This is a genomic window from Mesorhizobium sp. WSM4841, from assembly GCF_055811515.1.
Genome location: NZ_JBVVQC010000009.1, coordinates 105386 through 122475, shown reverse-complemented (window position 1 = coordinate 122475; position 17090 = coordinate 105386). Strand labels below are relative to the sequence as shown.

The following is a 17090-nucleotide window of genomic DNA, read 5'->3' as shown; positions in this document are numbered from 1 at the left end:
CGGGCCAAAGGCGAAAGACCTTGCGTCGGCTGCCGGTCGTCAATGACAACAGGCGTCCTGCATTTCGGACCTGTCTGCATATTCGTCGTGCAGCCGCACCCAGTCCATCAGGCTGTGGTGGGGACCGGTCTCGTTGCGGCCCTTCGGCGTCAGGTCGAGATAGTGATAAGCGCCGATCAGCGGATCGCCGCCCCTGGAGCGCGACATGAAGGTCAGGAAGATGTCGCCGTTCTCATCGCTGTAGAACACGCTGATGCCGGGAAGGTCCTTCGATTTCAGCGCCCGCTGCTCGAAATTGTAGATCGTGTCGCCGGATGCGATCTGCTCGTCGGTGAAGGAAACCTGCATGTCGAAGTTGAAGTCCGAGGCGTAGGACGACACCCAGTCGAATTTCCAGCCCATGCGCTGTTTGTAGGGCAGGAACTCGGCCAACGGCGCCCGCGAGATCACGACCAGCGACACATCGTGGTGCTTGAGGTGCTGATTGGCGCCGTCGATGTGGTCGGCGAGGAAGGAACACCCTTCGCAACGGTAGTCGGCGCCCGGCCCGAACATGAAGTGGTAGACGATCAGCTGGCTTGCGCCGGCGAATAGTTCGGCCAGTTTCTTCGGCCCTTGTTCGGTCTCGAAGACATAGTCCTTCCGGATCTTAAACCAAGGCAATTCCCGCCGTTCGGCAGCGATGCGGTCGCGAAATCGCGTCAATTCCTTCTCGCGCGCCAGATGCGCCTTGTGTGCCTGGAACCAGTCTTCCCGTGAAACGATCTTGTTGTTTGGCATCATCCTGCTCCTCTTTGAGCCCTAAGGACGTTTGGGTTCAACGCGAGCCGACACGGCCGTCGCGTTTTTTGGGAGCATATGGAACCCGGGCAGATGGCCCGGGTTCGGCTGAGGTAGAAAAAATCCGGTCAGGCGGCCTGTTCCAGTTCCGGCTGCCATTTTCCAAGCGCGGCCAGATGGTTCATGTGGGCGCGGTGGGCGAAGGCGGCCTGGGCAGCGGCGACGTTGGCCGCCTTGCCGCTCCACGCCTTCTGTGGCGCCGCCTGCAAGGCTCGGCCGTAGGAGAAAGTCAGCTTCCATGGATGCGGGCCGATGGCGTTGATGGCATTGAGGTTGGCGGTCGCCTCCTCGTCCGATTGCCCGCCGGAGAGAAAGGCGATGCCCCCAATCGCGGCCGGCACCGTTTCGCGGAACAGTTTTATGGTCTTTTCGGCGACTTCCTCGGGGCTGCTGGTCTGGCCCGACTTCTTGCCGGCGAGAACCATGTTCGGCTTCAGGATAGTGCCTTCGAGGACGACGCGGGCCGCGTAGAGTTCGGTGTAGAGTTTTGTCAGCGTTGCCTTGCTGATCTCGTAGCAGGTGCCGATGTCATGGGCGCCGTCCATCAGCACCTCCGGCTCGACGATCGGCACGATGCCGGCCTCCTGGCAAAGCGCCGCATAGCGGGCGAGCGCATGGGCGTTCGAGCCGATCGACGTGGCGGAAGGCACGCCTTTGGCGACGTCGATGTCGATCACCGCACGCCATTTGGCGAAACGGGCGCCGAGCTTGTAATAGTCGGCGAGCCGCTCGCGCAAGCCGTCGAGGCCTTCGGTGATCGTATCGCCGGGGTACCCAGCCAGAGGCTTGGCGCCGGCATCGACCTTGATGCCTGGGATGGCACCAGTCGCCTTGATGATGTCGACGAGCGGCGTGCCGTCCGTGGCCTTCTGGCGGATGGTCTCGTCATAGAGGATGACGCCGGAAATGTATCTGGTCATCGCCTCCTTGGCGCGGAACATCATCTCGCGATAGTCGCGGCGGCTGTCGGCGGTCGATTCGACGCCGATCACGTCGAAGCGCTTCTTGATGGTGCCGGAGCTTTCGTCGGCGGCCAAAAGACCCTTGCCGTCGGCCACCATCGCGGCGGCAATGTCCTCGAGACGTTCGCTCATTGTGCATCCTCCTGAAACAGTTGTTCCAAACTAGCAGACCACTAGTGCAAGGCAGGTTCAAGTCGAACCATTCCGAGTGGAAAACTCGAATCGATTGAAACGCGCAAACGCCCTCGTTCGCCTCTCGCCTCAGCGCTTCAGCACATCGACACCGGGCAGCGGCTTGCCCTCCATCCATTCCAGAAAGGCGCCGCCGGCGGTCGAGACGTAGGTGAAGTCGTCGGCCACGCCGGCATGGTTGAGTGCTGCCACCGTGTCGCCGCCGCCGGCGACCGAGATCAATTTGCCGGCCTTGGTGCGGGCCGCGGCGTGCTTGGCTGCCGCCACCGTCGCCCGGTCGAACGGCTCGATCTCGAAGGCGCCGAGCGGACCGTTCCAGACCAGCGTCGCGCCGCGGTCGATCCAGTCGGCAACGGTCTTCACGGTCTTTTCGCCGACATCGAGGATCATGGCGTCGGCCGGCACCTCTGATATGGCGACGGTTTCGCTGGCGGCGCCCGCCTTGAATTCCCTGGCGACGACACCGTCGATCGGCAGGATGACGGCGCAGCCGGCTTCGGCCGCCTCGATCATGATCTGCTTGGCGGTGTTGGCGAGGTCGTGCTCGCACAGCGACTTTCCGACATCGGTCCCCCGCGCGGCCAGGAAGGTGTTGGCCATGCCGCCGCCGATGACCAGCGCGTCGACCTTCTTCACCAGATTCATCAGCAGGTCGATCTTGCTTGAGACTTTGGCGCCGCCAACGATCGCGACGACAGGGCGCGCGGGATTGCCGAGGCCCTTTTCCAGGGCATCGAGTTCGGCCTGCATGGTACGGCCGGCGAAAGCCGGCAGCAGCTGTGCAAGCCCTTCCGTCGACGAATGGGCGCGGTGGGCAGCGGAAAAGGCGTCGTTGACGAAGATGTCGCCATTGGCGGCGAGCTTTTCGGTGAAGTCCGGGTCGTTCTTCTCCTCGCCCTTGTAGAAGCGGGTGTTCTCGAGCAGCAGCACGTCGCCGTTGTTCATCGCGGCGACGGCGCTCGCCGCTGCGTCGCCGATGCAATCGGCCGCGAAGCCGACAGGGCGGCCGAGCACCTCGGCGGTCGCCTTGGCGATCGGCTCAAGCGAGAATTCGGGCAACGGTCCATCCTTGGGCCGGCCGAAATGGGCAAGCAGGATGACCTTGGCGCCCTTGCCGGAAAGCTCGGCGATGGTCGGCGCGATGCGCTCGATGCGGGTGGCGTCGGTGACCTTGCCGTCGGCGACAGGAACGTTGAGGTCGACGCGCACCAGCACGCGCTTGCCATCGATATTGCCAATGTCGTCCAGTGTCTTAAAGCCGGCCATGCTGTTCCCTTTCGCAAAAAACGCCGGGACCTTAACCCGCACCAACGACGATGCAAGACCTGCAATGGTGCTACGCGGAAAATATGACCACGGCCTGTGTCGGAAGCCGTCAGCCCCCGTCGGTTGCTTTTTCCACCACTGGCTCTGGAGACGGTTCCGCGTCCGCCGGCGCCTCGGCACTCCGCTTTTTGATCCGCTTGCGCCAATTGCGCACAAAGGCAACGATGCGGTCGGCGATCTCGCCGGCACTCAGGAACACCGGCACCCGTGCCACCGGCGCGGTCGGCTCGAGGGAAAGACCGAGACCAATAATCTTGCCCTTGTCGTCGACGTCACGGACGATCAGCTCGATCGGACCAATCAGCACGCGGTCGGCATATTCGGCATGGCCGCCGAGCCGCTCCGTCACAAGGTCGCCGACGGTCAGCTTGCGTTCCTCCTCGGTCAGGCCCGGCGCGTAAGCGGCTTCCAGTTCCGCGGCGGAGCGCGCCGGATCGACGGCGAAGGCGCCGAAGAAGTCCGCATCCTCGGGATCGACCACGGCGCGGCTGGCGAACAGCTTGTCGAGCAGGGCTGGATAGCGATCCGGCACGAAGATGTAGACATGGTCGCCGGCGGCGAGCCTGCCCATGTCCTGGAAGCGCATCGAGCGTCCGTCACGCAGCACCAGCGACGGCCGCGCCCAGCGCGGAATGCGCTCACCGCGCGCCACCGGGCTGCCAGGTGCTACGCGGTAGGCGAGCAGTTCGTGATGGGCGGAGCCCGGCAATTCGAGTTCGACCTTGTCCAACGGACCCAGGCGGGCCGGCACGATCAGGCCGAGGCGGCGCGCCAGCGGTCCGACAGTCCATCCCTGGATGACCAGCGACACCAGCACGACGATGAAGGCGGTGTTGAAGATGAGGCGGCCGTTCTCAAGGCCGCCAAGCAGCGGCGTGATGGCGAGCAGGATCGACACGGCGCCACGCAGGCCCACCCATGAGACGAAGGCGACTTCCGGGCGCGGCAGACGGAACGGCATCAGGCAAAGCCAGACGGCGATCGGCCGTGCCACGAATATCAGGAACAGGCCCAGCAGCACCGCCGGCAGCAGGATCGCCGGAAATTGCGAGGGCGTCGCGAACAGGCCGAGGATCAGGAACATGATGATCTGTGCCAGCCACGACATGCCGTCCTGGAAGCGCTTGAGGATGGTGACGGCGCGGATGTCGGAATTGCCGGCAATGAGGCCGGCAAGATAGACCGCCAGAAACCCGGAGCCGCCAATGGCGCCGGCAGCGGCGAACACCATCAGCGACAGCGTCAGCACGAAGATCGGCAGCAGCCCGTGGTCGAGATTGAGCCGGTCGACAAGCCGCACGATGGCGAGGCCGCCGAAAATGCCGACAATGGCGCCAAGCCCCATGTTGAGAAGGAAGCCGAGTACGAGGTCGGTAACCAGCACCCTGGCCTCGGGATTGGCGTTGGCGGCGATGATCTCGACCAGGCTGATGGTCAGGAAGATGGCGATCGGATCATTGGTGCCGGATTCCACCTCGAGCGTGGAACGCACGCGTTCGCGCAAATTGATCTCGCCGGCGCGCAACAGGAAGAACACCGCTGCCGCGTCGGTCGACGCGACAGCGGCCCCGAGCAGGAAGGATTCCAGCCAGCTGAGATCGAGCAGATAGTGGGCTACGACGCCGAACAGGCCAGTGGTCAAAAGGACGCCGATAGTCGCCAGCGACAGTGCCGGTCCGGCCGCCTGCCGCAAAGCGTTGAGCGGCGTTCCGAAACCGGAATCGAACAGGATGACCGCCAGGGCCAGTGAGCCGGCAAAATAAGCCAGCCGCGCATTGTCGAACTGGATGCCGAGGCCGTCGGTTCCCGTGGCCAGGCCAATGCAGAGAAACAGCAGCAAGAGAGGGGCGCCGAAGCGGAAGGCGATCAGGCTCGAAAACGCGGCGGCGACGACCAGTGCGGCGCCGACCAGTGTCACGAGATAGATCGCATGCTCCATCCGCCAATCGCCCCTCGAATTCGTGTTCCTCTCGCTTTACGAGAGAGTGAGGCGAAGACATGACCGGTGCAAGGCGGGAGGGTGGTTTTTTCCCTATGCCGCTGATTTTTGAGTGTTTTGGCGCTCAAGGCGCGGTCTTGCCAATCAAACCGTCAGAGCGCCGTTTGCGCATCCAAAAGGGCGCTGGGCGCTCTCATGAAAACGCCCGGACAGAGCCGGGCGTTTTCAAGTCGCAATAAGATGGTTCTGCGGTCAGGCGATGGTCTTGCCGAACGCGACGGCGGTGTCGGCCATGCGGTTGGAAAAACCCCATTCATTGTCGTACCAGGACAGCACCGAAACGAAGTTGCCGTCCATGACCTTGGTCTGGTCGAGCGCCATGATCGAGGAATGCGGATCGTGGTTGAAGTCGATCGATACGTTCGGGTGATGGGTGACGGCGAGAATGCCCTTCAGCTTGCCGTTGGAGGCGGCGATCACCGCCTCGTTGATCTCCTGTACGGTCGTCGGCCGCTTGGCGATGAACTTGAAATCGACGACCGAGACGTTCGGCGTCGGTACGCGGATGGAGATGCCGTCGAGCTTGCCCTTGAGGTCGGGCAGCACCAGGCCGATCGCCTTGGCCGCGCCGGTCGAGGTCGGGATCTGCGACAGGGCCGCGGCGCGGGCGCGGTAGAGATCCTTATGCATGGTGTCCAGCGTCGGCTGGTCGCCGGTGTAGGAGTGGATCGTCGTCATCATGCCCTTCTCGATGCCGACGGCCTCATGCAGCACGGCTGCCAGCGGCGCTAGGCAGTTGGTGGTGCAGGAGGCGTTCGAGATGACGATGTGGTCCTTGGTCAGCTTGTCATGGTTGATGCCATAAACGACGGTGAGATCGGCGCCCTCCGCAGGCGCCGAGACGAGGACGCGCTTGGCGCCGGCGGTCAGATGCGCCGCGGCCTTGTCGCGGGCGGTGAAGATGCCGGTGCATTCGAGCGCGATGTCGATGCCGAGCTCCTTCCACGGCAACTGCGTCGGGTCCTTGATCGCGGTGACCTTGAATTTTTCGGTGCCGACGGTGATCTGGTCACCGTCAACCGTCACTTCATGCGGGAAGCGGCCATGCACGCTGTCGAAGCGCAGCAGATGCGCGTTGGTCTCGACCGGGCCGAGGTCGTTGACGGCGACGACGTCGATGTCCTTGCGGCCGGATTCGTGGATGGCGCGCAGGATGTTGCGGCCGATGCGGCCGAATCCGTTGATGGCAACTCTGACGGTCATTTTTCTCTCCCTGGGAGTTGGAGGCCGAAGATCAAGTCCGCAGCTTCATAACGGCGGGCTGTCAAAGAATCCAGCCGTCGATGGGTTGGATTTAAGTCCACCAGACGGAGGCTGCCCGCAAAACCGCTATGCGCGGTCTCGCGGGTGTCTGGCTTTACTCGCCGTGCAGGCGGGCTTCCGCCGCCTTCACCGTCGCTTCCGCGGTGATGCCGAAATGCGGATAGAGCTGTTCGATCGTGCCAGACGCGCCGAAGCCGGTCATGCCGATGAAGATGCCGTCGGTGCCGATGAAATGATCCCAGCCCTGGCGGATGCCGGCTTCGATGGCGATCTTGATCGGCGCGTTGCCGATCGTCTTGTTGCGATAGTCGGCGCTCTGCTTGTCGAACAATTCGAAGCAGGGGACAGAGACGACGCGGGTCGGATGGCCGTGCTTCTCCAATGCCTCGCGCGCCGCCAGCGCAATCTCGATCTCGGAACCCGAAGCGAAGATCGTCACCGCCGCATCGCCACTGGCGGCGGCCAGCTCATAGGCGCCCTGGCGGCTGAGGTTTTCCGCAACGAAATCGTTGCGCACCGCCGGCAGGTTCTGCCGGGTCAGCGCCAGCGTCGAAGGCGTCTTTTCCTGCTCGATGGCCAGCTGCCAGCATTCGGCGGTCTCGACCGCGTCGGCCGGGCGGAAGACATTGTGGTTCGGAATGGCGCGCAGTGCGGCCAGATGCTCGACCGGCTGATGGGTCGGGCCGTCTTCGCCGAGACCGATGGAATCATGGGTCATGACGAAGATCGAGCGGATGCCCATCAGCGAGGCGAGCCGCATCGACGGACGGGCGTAGTCGGAAAAGCACATGAAGGTGCCGCCATAGGCGATGATGCCGCCATGCAGCGTCAGTCCGTTGAGCGCGGCAGCCATGCCGTGCTCGCGGACGCCATAGTGAACGTAGCGCTGGCCGTAATCGTCTGATGTGATGTTCTTGGTCTGGCTGGTCTTGGTGTTGTTGGAGCCGGTCAGGTCGGCTGAGCCGCCGATGGTTTCCGGCACCGCGCCGTTGATGATTTCGAGCGCCATTTCCGACGATTTGCGGGTGGCGACCTTCGGTTTGTCAGCGGCGAGCTTCTTCTTGTAATCAGTGATGACGGCGTCGAAATTCGCCGGCAGCTCGCCACTGATGCGACGCTCGAATTCGCTGCGCAATTGGGCGTCGGCCTTGGCAAGGCGGCCTTCCCAGTCGGTGCGTGCCTTGATGCCCGTCTTGCCGGCGTCGCGCCAGGCATCGAGGATATCGGCAGGAAGCTCGAAAGGCGGATAATCCCAACCGAAGAATTTTCTCGCGCCGGCGATTTCCTCAGCGCCGAGCGGCGAACCGTGTGCCTTGTTGGTGCCGGCCTTGGTCGGCGCGCCGAAGCCGATCGTCGTCTTGCAGGCGATCATCGTCGGCTTGTCGGAATGGCGGGCCGCCTCGATGGCATAGGCGATCGCTTCCGGATCCTGGCCGTCGATGTGGCTGGCGTTCCAGCCGGATGCCTGGAAGCGGGCAACCTGATCGGTGTTGTCGGCCAGCGACACCGGGCCGTCGATCGAGATGTTGTTGTTGTCCCAAAAGACGATCAGCTTGTTCAGCTTGAGATGTCCGGCAAGTGCGATGGCCTCCTGCGAGACGCCTTCCATCAGGCAGCCGTCGCCGGCCAGCACATAGGTGTAGTGGTCGACGAGGTCATTGCCGAAGGCGGCATTCATGATGCGCTCGCCGAGTGCGAAGCCAACCGAATTGGCAAGGCCCTGGCCGAGCGGGCCGGTCGTCGTCTCGATGCCGGCGGCATGGCCATATTCGGGATGGCCTGCCGTCCTCGACCCCACTTGCCGAAAATGCTTGATCTGGTCGAGAGTGATATCCTCGTAGCCGGTCAGATAAAGCAGCGAATAAAGCAGCATCGAACCGTGGCCGGCCGACAGGATGAAACGGTCGCGATCGGGCCAATGCGGGCTCTTCGCATCGTATTTCAGGAACCGCGTGAACAGCACCGTGGCAATGTCGGCGCAGCCCATGGGCAGGCCGGGGTGGCCGGACTGGGCCTTCTCGACGGCGTCCATGGAAAGAAAACGGATCGCATTGGCCATCCGGTCATGTCGTTCACGCGAGGTCATGCTTCCTCCAGTGTGGGGGTTTGGGGCCTTGGGAGAGCCCTGGAAAAGGGTGCGCGACACATAGCAGGCGCGGCTTTTTAGTCAACAAACCGGCGCGCTTTTGCCGATCTTGTTAGTCAATAAACCGGCGCTTTTGCCGGTCTTGTGATGGCCCCAGAAGGGCTTTGGCGGCTCTACATTAGCGTTAGCAGGGGACAGTCGCGAGAGCTTTGTTGACGTCACCTTCACACGGCGGGTAATGTTTCAGACATAACGCGTTCTGAACGTGGATGATTCGGTGACGGGCAGGGCGCAGGACGAAAGCCATGACCGGGGAAACGACACTCAAGGAAGTCATCGCCAGGCTGGGTAAGGCCATCGAAGGGCTGGAAAATGCCGTCGCGGCCAAGCTCGAGCACGAGCGCGACTATACGGAAGCCGAGGCGGAGGTGCAGCGCATGAACGCCGACCGCTCGCGGCTGGCGCAGGAACTCGACAATTCCGAAGCGCGCGCCGAACGGCTGGAAGACGCCAACAAGGAAGTGTCGCGTCGGCTGGTGACCGCCATGGAAACCATCCGCGCCGTGTTGGACAGATAGGGGCTGGCCCAATGGCACAAGTCACGGTTTCCATCGACGGCAAGCAGTATCGCATGGCTTGCGACGAGGGCCAGGAAGAGCATCTGATCGACCTTGCCGAGCGCTTCGACCGCTATGTCTCGCATCTGAAGGATTCGTTCGGCGAGATCGGCGACCAGCGGCTGACGGTGATGGCCGGCATCATGGTCATGGACGAGCTTTCGGAATTGCAAAAACGCGTCAAGGGCATGGAAAGCGAAGTGCTGACGCTGCGCAAGACGCGTGACGATGCGCTGACCAAGGCCGACAAGAACGATTCCGTGCTGACCCAAGCGCTTGGCGCGCTCGCCCAGCGCATGGAAGACTTGGCGACGACGCTGGCGGTGAACAAGGGCTGAGCCAGCGCAGCGAAATTTCTGCTGCATTTGCCGAGAAGCAATGAAAATTTTTCGCCGCCGGCCTTGATGCCGGCGCAACAGGCGTTTGAAGGATGACGCCGGAGTGGTAGAAAGGCAAAAGCAGCGCCGGTCAATGCCGGCTGCAATCTGCACTCACAGGGTAGGGACACGTCATGAGCCTCCGTATCAACGATACCGCGCCGGATTTCACGGCCGAAACCACGCAAGGGACGATCAGCTTCCACGACTGGATCGGTGACGGCTGGGCGGTGCTTTTCAGCCATCCGAAGAATTTCACGCCGGTCTGCACGACCGAACTCGGCACGATGGCCGGCCTGGAAGGCGAGTTCAAGAAGCGCAACGTCAAGATCATCGGCATTTCCGTCGACCCGGTCGAAAGCCATGGCAAATGGCAGGATGATATCAAGAAGGCGACCGGCCAATCGGTGAACTATCCGCTGATCGGCGACAAGGACCTCAAGGTCGCCAAGCTTTACGAAATGCTGCCGGCGGGTGCCGGCGAAACCTCGGAAGGGCGCACGCCTGCCGACAATGCCACGGTGCGTTCGGTCTACGTCATCGGCCCCGACAAGAAGATCAAGCTGGTTCTCACCTATCCGATGACCACCGGCCGCAACTTCGATGAGATCCTGCGCGCGATCGATTCCATACAGTTAACCGCCAAGCACCAGGTGGCGACGCCGGCGAACTGGAAGCAGGGCGAAGACGTCATCATCACCGCCGCTGTTTCCAATGAGGACGCGATCAAGCGTTTCGGCGCCTACGAGACGATCCTGCCGTATCTCCGGAAGACCAAGCAGCCCTCCGCCTGAGCGGCCAGGCGGCACGGAAGGATTTTCGACCTTTTGCTTCGGCGAAGCATGCGGTGCTTGACGGCGTGGCGCTGGCGAATGACCATGCTCTTCTTTTACCCCGGCAGGGAAAACCATTCCTGCCGGGTGGGAGTTGAGGGAGCCGGGATTGGACGCAACATCGGCTAAGCTGCAGGTGGCAGGCTTTTACGACAAGCCGAGCGGGTCCATCCAGTATGTCGTCGCCGACCCGCAGACGCGACGATGCGCAATCATCGATCCGGTCCTCGATTTCGACGAGAAGTCCGGCGCCACGGCGACGAAAAATGCCGACGCTCTGCTCGATTTCATCAGGGAAAACGGGCTGGAGGTCGAGTGGATCCTCGACACGCACCCGCATGCGGACCATTTCTCGGCGGCCCACTATCTCAGCACGAAGACAGGAGCGCCCACCGCGATCGGCGAGAAGGTCGTCGGCGTCCAGAAATTGTGGAAGGCGATCTACAACTGGCCGGATTTTCCTGCCGACGGATCCCAGTGGAACAGGCTGTTTGCCGATGGCGAGACCTTTTCGGTCGGCGGCATTCCGGCAAAGGTGCTTTTTTCACCCGGCCACACGCTGGCCTCGATCACCTATGTGATCGGCGACGCCGCTTTCATCCATGATACGCTGTTCATGCCGGACAGCGGCACGGCGAGAGCGGACTTTCCCGGCGGCAGTGCGGCGCAACTCTGGCGCTCGATCCAGGATATCCTCGCGCTGCCGGACGAGACACGTCTGTTCGTCGGTCATGACTACCAGACGGGAGGACGCGAACCCTTGTGGGAGAGCACGGTCGCGGAACAGAAATCCAAGAACACCCATGCTGCCGCCTGCAGGACAGAGGCCGATTTCGTGGCATTGCGCGAGGCGCGCGACAGGACGCTGCCGATGCCGAGGCTGATCCTGCATGCGCTGCAGGTCAACATGAACGGCGGGCGGCTGCCGGAACCGGAATCCAACGGCCGCCGCTATCTGAAGTTTCCGTTGGATTGCCTTTGATGAGTCGTTGGCAGACGGCACTACGCATTCCGGGAAGTCAGCGCGCGGTGCGATCTGCCTCTTCTCCCCGTCACTATACGGTCACTATACGGGGAGAAGGTGGCGGCAGCCGGATGAGGGGCAGCGCAGACGCCAGCTAGTCTAGCTTCAGAGTTTTGTTCGGCGGACTAAATGTTCATACGTGATTTGCCAAGGGTCGCTCTCGGACGATCTTTCCTCGCCGATCCAATAGAAGCTGTCGGCAGTGATCTCAGTGAAACGCCATCGAGTTTTCAGACCGCGCGAGTCAGTGCCGAGTTGGACAATGTCCTTACCCTCGGCCCGCCCGATCTGGCGCGAGTGATCTCGGTTGAGCGGGTCGTTCCATATGATGTGCCAGCCATCGATCCCAGGATCGAAGATGCGCAAAGTCGTGCCATACATCGTGGACGGCGCAGGGCGCTTGGGCCTGATCCAGACGTCCTGAATCGCGCGGCCTTCGAGCACCCAGCCAAAATGGCATTCTCCATTCCACTTCTGGATTGTGCCGTCGTCGAGGTAGTGGACCGTGTCCATTTCCCAGCTTCCAATTAGCCATCCATACAGGTCCATGTCTTTCGCTCGGTCGGCTGGGGGACCTTCGGATCCGAGAGCGGTTAGAAACGGAGAAATCGTCATCGTCATACTGCCTTTGGTTTCCAAATAGGCGAGCTCAACTGAGCGCAGCCCCGGCGGCCCATTGTCGTGCCCGCTTGCCGCAAGCGCCACCTTTGTGAAATTTCGCGACGGAAGCCGTGTCGGCGCCGGAACATTGCCGCCACAATTTGCAGCGTTGCGGTTTCCAGGGCTTGGGGAAAATTGCTATAATGCCGCTATGAGCCGGCCAGGCTGATCACACCGATGATTGAGTGGTTTATGGCGACGGATCGGGCGTTCGCGAAGGTGCGGCGGAACCGGCAACCCTAGCTAGAATATGACACCAAGCGACAGTTCCTCTGGCAGTCCGAGGACCAATAAAAAAGGCGGCGCCAGTTGCCTGACGCCGCCGTTATTTGTTGCCGTCGGAAGCTTTACGCCGCCGGCTGCGCCTCGATGGTGCGCAGGGCCTGCATCTGGCGCTTGGCCGCGGCCTTGACCGCGTCCTGCACCTTCTCGAAGGCGCGCACCTCGATCTGGCGCACGCGCTCGCGGCTGATGTCGAACTCGGCCGACAGCTCTTCCAGCGTCAGCGGCTCCTCGGCCAGGCGGCGCGCCTCGAAGATGCGCCGCTCGCGCTCGTTGAGCACGGCCAGAGCGCCCGACAGCATACCGCGCCGGTTTTCCAGCTCGTCCTGCTCGATCAGCGCTTCTTCCTGGCTTTCGTGGTCGTCGACCAGCCAGTCCTGCCATTCACCTGATTCACCTTCGCTCGCCCGGATCGGTGCGTTGAGCGAGGCGTCGCCCGACAGGCGGCGGTTCATCGACACCACCTCCGCTTCGGACACGTTGAGGCGGGTGGCGATCTCGGTGATCTGGTCGGGCTTCAAATCGCCGTCGTCGAGCGCCTGGATCTTGCCCTTCACCTTGCGCAGGTTGAAGAACAGACGCTTCTGGTTGGCGGTTGTGCCCATCTTGACCAGGCTCCACGAGCGCAGGATGTATTCCTGGATCGAGGCCTTGATCCACCACATGGCATAGGTGGCGAGCCGGAAGCCGCGCTCCGGTTCGAATTTCTTGACGGCCTGCATCAGGCCGACATTGCCTTCCGAGATCACTTCGCCGATCGGCAGGCCGTAGCCGCGATAGCCCATGGCGATCTTGGCGACGAGCCGCAGATGGCTGGTGACGAGCTTGTGCGCAGCCGTGGTGTCCTCATGCTCGGCGTAACGCTTGGCGAGCATGTACTCTTCCTGCGGCTGAAGCATCGGAAAGCGACGGATTTCTTCCAGGTAGCGGCTGAGGCCGCCTTCGCCGGAAACGATACTGGGTAATGATTGGGCCATGATAGCGCCCCTCTCTCTTGGAGTGGTGCCCCCGAAACGCGGCGGACATACGTCGCGACGCCAAAGGCTCGTCGCGACAACCGGTGTATATAGGAACAAAACCAGAAAGGACAGCATTGGTTCAACACGAAACAGTGTGTCACGTTAAAGTGAACAACGCCGGTCAGGTTTTTGCCGATCAGGTTTTGAGTGGATGGAAGGTGGTTCAGAGTTTGCGAAAGCCGTCCACGAGTTCCTCCATATCCCTCGGTACCGGCGCCTCGAACCTCATCGTTAAATGGGTGGTCGGATGCCGAAATTCAAGGAGGCGGGCGTGCAATGCCTGTCGCGGAAATGCCTTCACCCGGCCTTTCAGCGGCTCGGGCAGCCGGTTCGCCTTGGTGCGAAACGCCTGGCCATAATCGGGATCGCCGACGACCGGATGGCCGATATGAGCCATGTGGACGCGGATCTGATGGGTGCGGCCGGTCTCGAGTCGGCATTCGACCAGGCTTGCCGTGGCAAATTCCTTTTGCAGCTCGCCGAAGCGCTCGACCACGGTGAAATGGGTGACAGCGTGGCGGGCATCGTCGCGGTCCTCCGGCACCACGGCACGGCGCACGCGGTCGGCGGCGCGGCCGAGCGGCTCGTCGACCGTGCCTGTCGGTCTCGTCGGTATGCCCCAGACCAGCGCAAGATAGGCGCGTTTGAGATCGCCGGTCAGGCCATGGTCGGCAAAGGCCTCCGACAACGACTTGTGGGCGCGATCGGTCTTGGCGACGACCATGACGCCGCTGGTCTCCTTGTCCAGGCGATGGACGATGCCCGGCCGCCGCACACCGCCGATGCCGGAAAGACTGTCGCCGCAATGGTGGATCAGCGCGTTGACCAGCGTGCCGGTCCAGTTGCCGGCGCCGGGATGGACGACCAGCCCCGGCGGCTTGTTGATGACGATCAATTCGTTGTCTTCATAGAGGACGTCGAGCGCGATGTTCTCGCCTTGCGGCTCCGCCGGCTCCGGCTCCGGCATGTCGACCGACACGCGGTCACCGGCCGCCATCTTGCGCTTCGTCTCGTTGACCGGCTGGCCGCCGACCTTGACCGCGCCCTGTCTGATCAGCATCTGCACCCGGCTGCGCGACATGTCCGGACCGAGCTTGCCCGCCAGCCATTGGTCGAGGCGCTGGCCGGCCGCATCGGGACCGGCTTCCAGCACGACCGATCCCCCGTTTGGCGGTCCCCCGTCTGGCGATCCGCCCTCCATTAATCCATCCTCTATCAATATGGGGGCCTCTTCGTTATGAGCGCTCATAGAAAATCGTTCCGGAATGTTTTGCCATGGCTGCTGCCGACGAAGACGAGGAAAAGCCGCTCGACCCCGAAGTTGAAAAGGTGCGCAAGAAGCTCGTCCGCTTCGTCGCCATCAATCTCGGCCTGCTGTTCATCGCCCTTATGGTGGTGATCGCAGCCCTTGTCTACAAAACGCGCACCGCGCCGCCGGCCAGCTCGCCGCCCAATAATCCATCACTTGCCGACGACATCCAAGCGCCATCAGGCGAGCCGCTGACCGGCGACATCGTGCTGCCGGTCGGCGCCAAGGTCATCAGCCAGTCGCTTGCCGGCAACCGCGTCTCCATCGATGCGGAGCTTGCCGACGGCAGCCGTGCCATTTTTGTCTACGACATCACTGAGCGCCGTATCATCGGTCGCTTTTCGATCCGCAACAAATGACTGGTTTCGCCGAAAATCGCCGCGTCGCGACCGTCACTCTTGTCGTCGCGAATTACGATGAGGCGATCGCCTGGTATGTCGACAGGCTGGGCTTTCTGCTCATCGAGGACGTCGATCTTGGCGGTGGCAAGCGCTGGGTCACGGTGGCGCCGGCCAACGGACAAGGCGCGAGGCTGCTGCTGGCCGAAGCGGCCGATGATGCGCAAAGGGATAGCATCGGCAACCAGACCGGCGGCCGCGTCTTTTTGTTTCTTGAAACCGACGATTTTGTCCGCGACCATGCGGCAATGCTCGCAAAGGGCGTCGAATTCCGAGAGGCGCCCCACCACGAGGCCTATGGCACGGTGGCGGTTTTCGCCGATCTCCACGGAAATCTCTGGGACCTGATCGAACCAAAACGATAGGATTGCAACGGATAGTTTCCCGGCACCATCGACTGTCCGAAGCCCAGTTGCTTTTTCCCAGCCGTCAGCCTATATCGCCGGTTCTTGAACGCGCCCATCGTCTAGCGGTCAGGACACCGCCCTCTCACGGCGGGAACAGGGGTTCGATTCCCCTTGGGCGTACCAAGAATTTCAAGCACTTAGCTGGCCGACAAGTTTTTTATCCAACGTTTGCGGAATTCGATTTTTCCAGAACCTGGTAGTTGGCGCTCTTTCCCATGTAGATTTGTCATAGCGCCGATTCTTTCCAGCACGTGTCAGCGAGTCGCACAGATGGACCGTAGTCAGTTGACTATATCGCCTAGCAGCGATCATCACAGGGCATTGGTGGCGCTCAATCAAACGCTCTTGCAGACGGTGAAGGAAGTCACCGGAAAGACCGCTCCTTGGGTGCCCTGGGGAACGACCGGGCCGGTGCTGCCGCGGTCACACTGAAAGCACGTTGCCCGCTTACCGCAATTGCGGCATCCTCTCTGCCACGAAGAGTGCAGCGCGCGTTTTGGGCGAACCTGGAAAAACCAATATGGCAGCAGATAAACCGACCCGGCCCACAACGGGTCGAGTAGCAGTAGCCCTCGGCGCGGCGGGATTTGTTGCCATTACCGTCAGCCTTATCGTCGCGCTATTTTCGATATACGGCCACGACGCCTGGTGGGTCGGTCCAATCGGCACCGGTGTAGCCATCTGGTTGGGAAATATGGCCTACCATCGGGTGAAGGACGGGGCGTAGGGCCTACCCATGGGGCCTCCATCAATTGGGGACGCGGACCGTAGCAAACCGCCCCCCTTTGTGCGAGGTTAGGGCTCATAACGAAGGGGATTTCGCATGCATCCAAGTAATACGCTTGCAAAGCCGAAGGTTTGAGGAGTCTTCCGAAACAAGTGCTCCGCTTCGCCATTGCGTGGCGGCTGTGGCCTCTCCAGCCTGTCGGCGGATCAATCCTCTTCCCAGAAATCCTACAACGAGGCGTGACGAAGGTCTTGCTCGCCCCTTAGGTGCTTACGCGGGTGCCCGGCCAGGGTCGCCGCTGACTTCCCGCAAGTCGGCAGTGGCCATTCGCCGCTTCTGGCGCAGCGCGGCCGATTGAATTAGCATCGCCTCATCAAGCCTGTGGGCCGGCCGAGCATATCCGGTGCCAATAGAGCGCGGTGGATGCGACGTCGAACCCGTTCGGCATAGAGAGGGGAAACCTTGGGAGAGGGCCAATGCAGAAACTGCAATCGCAGGGCGTTCATCACATCACGCTGGTCGGCGCCGGGCGCCAGACTTCGATCGATTTCTGGGAAGGCGTGCTTGGCATGCCTTTTATCTTCGAGCAGCCCAATCTCGACAAGGCGAGCGAAAGCCACCTCTATTTCGATCCCGGCGACGGCCGGCTGATCACCATCTTCACCGACGAGAGCCGTGCGCCCGGCCAGCGGCGCCCGCCGACCGCTACAGGCTGCCGCCATCATATAGCCTTTGCGGTGTCGCGCGTGCCCGTCCAGCACGCCGTTGG

Annotated in this window: 17 protein-coding genes, 1 tRNA gene and 1 pseudogene; 10 read left to right on the top strand and 9 right to left on the bottom strand. The window is 62.1% G+C overall.

Features of this window, described 5'->3' with window-relative positions; translation table 11 throughout:
• Positions 1-39: 39 nt before the first annotated feature.
• The 6 genes from AC0L14_RS13525 to tkt form a co-directional block, all read right to left on the bottom strand.
• Entirely contained in the window at positions 40-780 is a 741-nt protein-coding gene (locus AC0L14_RS13525) for a DUF899 domain-containing protein (RefSeq protein WP_473749839.1), read from the bottom strand.
• Positions 781-908: 128 nt separating this feature from the next.
• Positions 909-1934 (bottom strand): class I fructose-bisphosphate aldolase, encoded by a 1026-nt coding sequence (locus tag AC0L14_RS13520; protein WP_473749838.1) that lies wholly within the window; start codon positions 1932-1934, stop codon positions 909-911.
• Between the two features lie 129 nt (positions 1935-2063).
• Positions 2064-3260 (bottom strand): phosphoglycerate kinase, encoded by a 1197-nt coding sequence (locus tag AC0L14_RS13515; RefSeq protein WP_473749836.1) that lies wholly within the window; start codon positions 3258-3260, stop codon positions 2064-2066.
• A gap of 109 nt (positions 3261-3369) precedes the next feature.
• Positions 3370-5259: a potassium/proton antiporter gene (locus tag AC0L14_RS13510; protein ID WP_473749835.1), complete on the bottom strand. Its 1890-nt coding sequence runs from the start codon at positions 5257-5259 to the stop codon at positions 3370-3372.
• Positions 5260-5511: 252 nt separating this feature from the next.
• Positions 5512-6522 carry a type I glyceraldehyde-3-phosphate dehydrogenase gene (gene gap / locus AC0L14_RS13505; protein WP_127208478.1) on the bottom strand — a complete coding sequence of 337 codons (1011 nt, stop codon included), beginning with the start codon at positions 6520-6522 and terminating at the stop codon, positions 5512-5514.
• 154 nt (positions 6523-6676) lie between these two features.
• Positions 6677-8668 (bottom strand): transketolase, encoded by a 1992-nt coding sequence (gene tkt / locus AC0L14_RS13500; RefSeq protein WP_473749833.1) that lies wholly within the window; start codon positions 8666-8668, stop codon positions 6677-6679.
• A gap of 305 nt (positions 8669-8973) precedes the next feature.
• Here tkt and AC0L14_RS13495 point away from each other — a divergent pair, with 305 nt between their 5' ends.
• The 4 genes from AC0L14_RS13495 (at position 8974) to AC0L14_RS13480 (ending at position 11477) form a co-directional block, all read left to right on the top strand.
• A complete protein-coding gene (locus AC0L14_RS13495; protein WP_023797069.1) occupies positions 8974-9246 on the top strand; it encodes a DUF4164 domain-containing protein in 273 nt (90 codons plus the stop codon).
• 11 nt (positions 9247-9257) lie between these two features.
• Entirely contained in the window at positions 9258-9623 is a 366-nt protein-coding gene (locus AC0L14_RS13490) for a cell division protein ZapA (protein ID WP_095495292.1), read from the top strand.
• Positions 9624-9796: 173 nt separating this feature from the next.
• Positions 9797-10456, top strand: a complete 660-nt coding sequence (locus AC0L14_RS13485) for a peroxiredoxin (RefSeq protein WP_258121696.1) — start codon at positions 9797-9799, stop codon at positions 10454-10456.
• Between the two features lie 148 nt (positions 10457-10604).
• A complete protein-coding gene (locus tag AC0L14_RS13480; RefSeq protein ID WP_473749830.1) occupies positions 10605-11477 on the top strand; it encodes an MBL fold metallo-hydrolase in 873 nt (290 codons plus the stop codon).
• 147 nt (positions 11478-11624) lie between these two features.
• Here the strand turns inward: AC0L14_RS13480 and AC0L14_RS13475 are convergent, their stop codons facing one another.
• Complete coding sequence (locus AC0L14_RS13475) at positions 11625-12032, bottom strand: hypothetical protein (protein WP_473749829.1); 408 nt, start codon at positions 12030-12032, stop codon at positions 11625-11627.
• A 300-nt stretch (positions 12033-12332) separates the two neighbouring features.
• Between AC0L14_RS13475 and AC0L14_RS13470 the strand changes: the two are divergent.
• Positions 12333-12422: pseudogene (locus AC0L14_RS13470) on the top strand (DUF2274 domain-containing protein); the annotation flags it as partial.
• Between the two features lie 104 nt (positions 12423-12526).
• Here the strand turns inward: AC0L14_RS13470 and rpoH are convergent.
• Together rpoH and AC0L14_RS13460 are read right to left on the bottom strand one after the other, a co-directional pair.
• Positions 12527-13438: an RNA polymerase sigma factor RpoH gene (gene rpoH, locus AC0L14_RS13465; RefSeq protein ID WP_029348727.1), complete on the bottom strand. Its 912-nt coding sequence runs from the start codon at positions 13436-13438 to the stop codon at positions 12527-12529.
• 205 nt (positions 13439-13643) lie between these two features.
• Positions 13644-14729: an RluA family pseudouridine synthase gene (locus tag AC0L14_RS13460; protein ID WP_473749827.1), complete on the bottom strand. Its 1086-nt coding sequence runs from the start codon at positions 14727-14729 to the stop codon at positions 13644-13646.
• Between the two features lie 26 nt (positions 14730-14755).
• On the opposite strand from AC0L14_RS13460, the gene AC0L14_RS13455 reads away from it, so the two are divergent.
• From AC0L14_RS13455 to AC0L14_RS13435, 5 genes are all read left to right on the top strand, one after another.
• Positions 14756-15148: a fimbrial protein gene (locus AC0L14_RS13455; RefSeq protein ID WP_473636819.1), complete on the top strand. Its 393-nt coding sequence runs from the start codon at positions 14756-14758 to the stop codon at positions 15146-15148.
• Positions 15145-15552, top strand: coding sequence for a VOC family protein (locus AC0L14_RS13450; protein ID WP_473636820.1), 408 nt, complete (start codon positions 15145-15147; stop codon positions 15550-15552). The genes AC0L14_RS13455 and AC0L14_RS13450 overlap by 4 nt, the downstream gene beginning before the upstream one ends.
• 90 nt (positions 15553-15642) lie before the next feature.
• Positions 15643-15717, top strand: a tRNA-Glu gene (locus tag AC0L14_RS13445).
• 397 nt (positions 15718-16114) lie between these two features.
• On the top strand, positions 16115-16321 hold the full coding sequence (locus AC0L14_RS13440) for a hypothetical protein (protein WP_473749824.1): 207 nt from the start codon (positions 16115-16117) through the stop codon (positions 16319-16321).
• Between the two features lie 476 nt (positions 16322-16797).
• A partial coding sequence (locus AC0L14_RS13435) for a VOC family protein (protein WP_473749823.1) occupies positions 16798-17090 on the top strand: 293 nt, incomplete at its 3' end.

What these genes read in the sequence shown, in the direction of transcription:
- AC0L14_RS13490 (WP_095495292.1), top strand. Translation starts at nt 9,258, where the DNA reads ATGGCACAAGTCACGGTTTCCATCGACGGCAAGCAGTATCGCATGGCT.
- tkt (WP_473749833.1), bottom strand. Translation starts at nt 8,668, where the DNA reads ATGACCTCGCGTGAACGACATGACCGGATGGCCAATGCGATCCGTTTT.
- gap (WP_127208478.1), bottom strand. Translation starts at nt 6,522, where the DNA reads ATGACCGTCAGAGTTGCCATCAACGGATTCGGCCGCATCGGCCGCAAC.
- AC0L14_RS13495 (WP_023797069.1), top strand. Translation starts at nt 8,974, where the DNA reads ATGACCGGGGAAACGACACTCAAGGAAGTCATCGCCAGGCTGGGTAAG.
- AC0L14_RS13485 (WP_258121696.1), top strand. Translation starts at nt 9,797, where the DNA reads ATGAGCCTCCGTATCAACGATACCGCGCCGGATTTCACGGCCGAAACC.
- rpoH (WP_029348727.1), bottom strand. Translation starts at nt 13,438, where the DNA reads ATGGCCCAATCATTACCCAGTATCGTTTCCGGCGAAGGCGGCCTCAGC.
- AC0L14_RS13460 (WP_473749827.1), bottom strand. Translation starts at nt 14,729, where the DNA reads ATGAGCGCTCATAACGAAGAGGCCCCCATATTGATAGAGGATGGATTA.
- AC0L14_RS13440 (WP_473749824.1), top strand. Translation starts at nt 16,115, where the DNA reads ATGGCAGCAGATAAACCGACCCGGCCCACAACGGGTCGAGTAGCAGTA.
- AC0L14_RS13475 (WP_473749829.1), bottom strand. Translation starts at nt 12,032, where the DNA reads ATGGACACGGTCCACTACCTCGACGACGGCACAATCCAGAAGTGGAAT.
- AC0L14_RS13455 (WP_473636819.1), top strand. Translation starts at nt 14,756, where the DNA reads ATGGCTGCTGCCGACGAAGACGAGGAAAAGCCGCTCGACCCCGAAGTT.
- AC0L14_RS13510 (WP_473749835.1), bottom strand. Translation starts at nt 5,259, where the DNA reads ATGGAGCATGCGATCTATCTCGTGACACTGGTCGGCGCCGCACTGGTC.
- AC0L14_RS13515 (WP_473749836.1), bottom strand. Translation starts at nt 3,260, where the DNA reads ATGGCCGGCTTTAAGACACTGGACGACATTGGCAATATCGATGGCAAG.
- AC0L14_RS13520 (WP_473749838.1), bottom strand. Translation starts at nt 1,934, where the DNA reads ATGAGCGAACGTCTCGAGGACATTGCCGCCGCGATGGTGGCCGACGGC.
- AC0L14_RS13450 (WP_473636820.1), top strand. Translation starts at nt 15,145, where the DNA reads ATGACTGGTTTCGCCGAAAATCGCCGCGTCGCGACCGTCACTCTTGTC.
- AC0L14_RS13525 (WP_473749839.1), bottom strand. Translation starts at nt 780, where the DNA reads ATGCCAAACAACAAGATCGTTTCACGGGAAGACTGGTTCCAGGCACAC.